The organism is Mesobacillus boroniphilus JCM 21738, assembly GCF_000517385.1.
Taxonomy (GTDB): domain Bacteria; phylum Bacillota; class Bacilli; order Bacillales; family Cytobacillaceae; genus Mesobacillus; species Mesobacillus boroniphilus.
Genome location: NZ_BAUW01000165.1, coordinates 1 through 3,296, shown reverse-complemented (window position 1 = coordinate 3,296; position 3,296 = coordinate 1). Strand labels below are relative to the sequence as shown.

At 41.4% G+C, this 3,296-nt stretch carries 4 protein-coding genes; all 4 read right to left on the bottom strand.

Translation table 11 applies throughout. The features are described 5' to 3' along the window. Positions 1-68: 68 nt before the first annotated feature. Positions 69-257: a hypothetical protein gene (locus tag JCM21738_RS21240; protein WP_023626498.1), complete on the bottom strand. Its 189-nt coding sequence runs from the start codon at positions 255-257 to the stop codon at positions 69-71. Then, complete coding sequence (locus JCM21738_RS24615; RefSeq protein WP_023626497.1) at positions 247-1,038, bottom strand: ExeA family protein; 792 nt, start codon at positions 1,036-1,038, stop codon at positions 247-249. Before JCM21738_RS24615 ends, JCM21738_RS21240 begins: the two co-directional genes overlap by 11 nt. After that, on the bottom strand, positions 1,032-2,423 hold the full coding sequence (locus JCM21738_RS21230; RefSeq protein ID WP_023626496.1) for a DDE-type integrase/transposase/recombinase: 1,392 nt from the start codon (positions 2,421-2,423) through the stop codon (positions 1,032-1,034). Before JCM21738_RS21230 ends, JCM21738_RS24615 begins: the two co-directional genes overlap by 7 nt. A 112-nt stretch (positions 2,424-2,535) precedes the next feature. Further along, entirely contained in the window at positions 2,536-2,985 is a 450-nt protein-coding gene (locus JCM21738_RS21225) for a hypothetical protein (RefSeq protein WP_148296170.1), read from the bottom strand. Positions 2,986-3,296 lie beyond the last annotated feature (311 nt).

Here is a 3,296-nt window from a genome sequence, read left to right as displayed (position 1 = left end):
GGGGCAACTCAATAACTGTCACCCTCATTGCCACTGGCAGCTAAAAAAGACACTTCCGATGGCGGAGTTTAATACGGAAGTGGGTCAAGTAATTCCTTCAATTCTTTTTTTAGCAATCCATTTAATTGATTTAAAGCCTTTTTCATTTCCATTAACTCATTGATTTCCGTTCTTATCCTCTCGACAACCTCCTCCATTTCTGCAATCCCGGCGTCCAACTGGTCATAATACTGCACTTTATCTTTTTTACAACTCATTGATGGCCCGATGAATATGGGATTCACCCACAATCTTATTTCCTTGAATAAAAGCATCTAATAGGCTTTGACTACAAAGGGTATTCACTTTCCGTGGAATTCCCTGGCTGAAATTAAAAATGGCACGAATGGCTTCTTCAGAAAAGATTTCATGGGGAGTTTCGACTGTCTTTAACTGATGGCGAATATAATCATTCGTCTCTTTCTCCGTTAATCCACTCATTTGATAACGCATTTGTATGCGTTGATCAATGGCTTCGAGCTGTTTTACTTTCAACGAATTTCTCAGGCTAGGCTGTCCCACCACAACCAGAGACAGAGGGGACATCGAGTCTTCTTTAAAGTTCAGAATAAAGCGCAGTTCCTGCAACATAACGTCTGAAAAGTGATGGGCCTCATCCAGAATAATGACGATCTGTTTTTTCTCATTTTCGTACATATCAAGCATGAGAGATTGGTATTGTCTCTTCACATCCGTGGATCGAAAGGCAGGTTGGATTCCGAAGTTCTGCAGAACTTCCCTGTAAAATAGTTTTGGGGTTAGGGAAGACTCACAAATATAAAGATATTGGTACTGGATAGGGTCTAATTGATGAACAAGCGATCGAATTGCCGTCGATTTCCCCATGCCGGCATCTCCTGTTAAAAGACAAAATTGACGGTGCTGAACGGCATATTCCAGGCGCGCAGAAGCCTCCTTTTGGCTGGAGGAATGGAACAAATGCTTCGGTAATATCTCTCTCGTAAAAGGGACACCCTTCATTTCAAAAAAGGCTAACATACTTCATTCCCCCCAGTCTGTTTATCCTTTAATTTGGCAAAACTAGTCGTACCCACCTGTTTTCGCTTTTCCTCTTCCTGTTGCTTTTTTAATTGTTCCAGGAAATTAGATACGCCACCATGAGTAAGAGAAGAATCCGGATCTTCTGGCAATTTGGAGTGGCTTTGATTGCGAAGCTCCGCAGGTTTCGCATTTTCAAAACGCTCATCATCCTTCCATACTTGGACCATGGATAAATCAAATGGGTTATAACGAATTTTGATTCTCTTTCCTCGTAAAGAGGAATCCACATCATATTGATTTCCTTCCAACTCAATAATCGCTGTTTTTCTTACAGTTCGTTCTTCTTCCCATAGAAAAATATCTTTAAGCAGCTCTGCTGGAAGGTGACGTGTATGTTCCATCTGGGTTTCATATCGTTTTTTAGGTGTTTGCTTGGTACTACGATGGACTCGGTTATCGTAGGCTTCCAACCAAGATCTCAGGTAATCGTTCAGTTGCTTTAAGGAAGTTAGTTTTCCCTGATTAATTAATAGATTCGCTTCTCCTGTAAAACTACTATCTACGTACTGGAAAAATTTTTCAATTTTCCCTTTTGATTCTGGCGAGTAAGGCTTTGCGTGAATAAGTTTCGTTCCCATTCTCGCACACATAATATGAAATTGTTTAGCACTGTACACGGAGCCGTTATCGCAGAAAAAGAGATTAGGAACGCCATATTTCACGACTGCTTTCTGAACACATCGTTCGAGGCGAGGGTATCTTTCTTCCATAAAAAACTCAGCGTGCATAATTCTCCTGGAATGGTCATCTATTATAGCGATAAGATATGCCTTTTTTCGTTTTTCAGGGTTTTTCGGATCAGGCAAGTAGAGCGTGTGCTGGGTATCGGCCTGCCAACAATCATTTGGTGTGTTGTGTTCAAATTGACGGAATTCCTTCTTTACCGCATGGTAAAGGTCCTTTTTACTCCAACCCATATCTTGAAAATATCGTGATAAAGTCCTCGGTTTCATTACTCCGACTGGAACTGCCTTCTCCAACTCAAGAATGCGAATGACCTGTTCCACACTCCGGCTAGCCAATTCCTTTCGAAGTTCAATGGCCCGTTTCAGCACTTCAGGATCGTGGTTCTGCAAGCTTCCTCTTTTTTCTCTTACTTGAGGTTTTAGTCCTTCGAACTTCTCTGCTTCATAGGCTTGAAGGTATCTTTCTAAGGAACGAACACTAACAGTATTCTTTTCACTGCCTGGTATGGTGTATCTTTGTTGGGCAATCTCTTTCAAAAGGGCATACCTCTCCCCAGGTTGTAGTTGCCGTTGTACGATTGGGGCGATCAAGCCAAACCGAAAGGCAGCTATCTCATTTCTCATCGATTCATTCATGTCTTTTTCTCCTCTCATCCCTCTAAATAGGAAACAATCCCATTTTCCCTGAATCTTCTCTTTCCAGGTAGGGACATATTATGTGGAGCAAGAAAAAGGAAATGAAGATAAATTATCTCAAGTTATCCGACAAAAAGATTGGCTTTAATGTGGGAAACATATTGGCGGACATCATCCCACTCAGGAGACGTCCTATGCCGGGAATCCGGGTATTAAATTCACTAAAACAGAAGGCAAGCAAAAGCTGAAGTTCCTCTTTTGTATTCATCCCCTGACGGAAGAAGGTGAGGATTCCATCCCCATCAGTAAACTCGTGTGCCAATCTCTTTCGTTGTACGATCAACCAGCTCATCATAAAGTTCGTAAACCGACGCTTCCAACGGTAAAGAGTTTTGTGGGAAACCACAGAAACAGTGGCAGTGGTTACTTGGTCTGCCAGTCTAAGAACAGATTTACCCTCAAGGATCCATCGAACGAATAGTTCGTAAAGATGGTTGCCGAACCTTCCCCAAGGAATAGAGAATGATGGCATTAACGAGAATGTTTTATCGCAATCAGGCATCGCCTACGGAGAATGGGAATCCGATAGGATTTACGCTTAAAATTTATTGTTCTTTTATATTTCCCATGTTTTCTGGTGACTCTTCCACAACAAGGACACGAAATATCCTCATCGAAGATCTCTATAAATTTCATATATTTCTTGAATGAACGCGGACAATCGAGTAAAATAGGCAATGTATTTTGGGGGTTATTTGTTCTCTGGCCTGCAAGCAAAGAGGAACAAATAACCTTTTCCTTTTCTAATTTAAGAGCCGTCAGCTCCATTGACTATTATATAATAGTCAATGGAGCTGACGGCTCTTTCTTTTT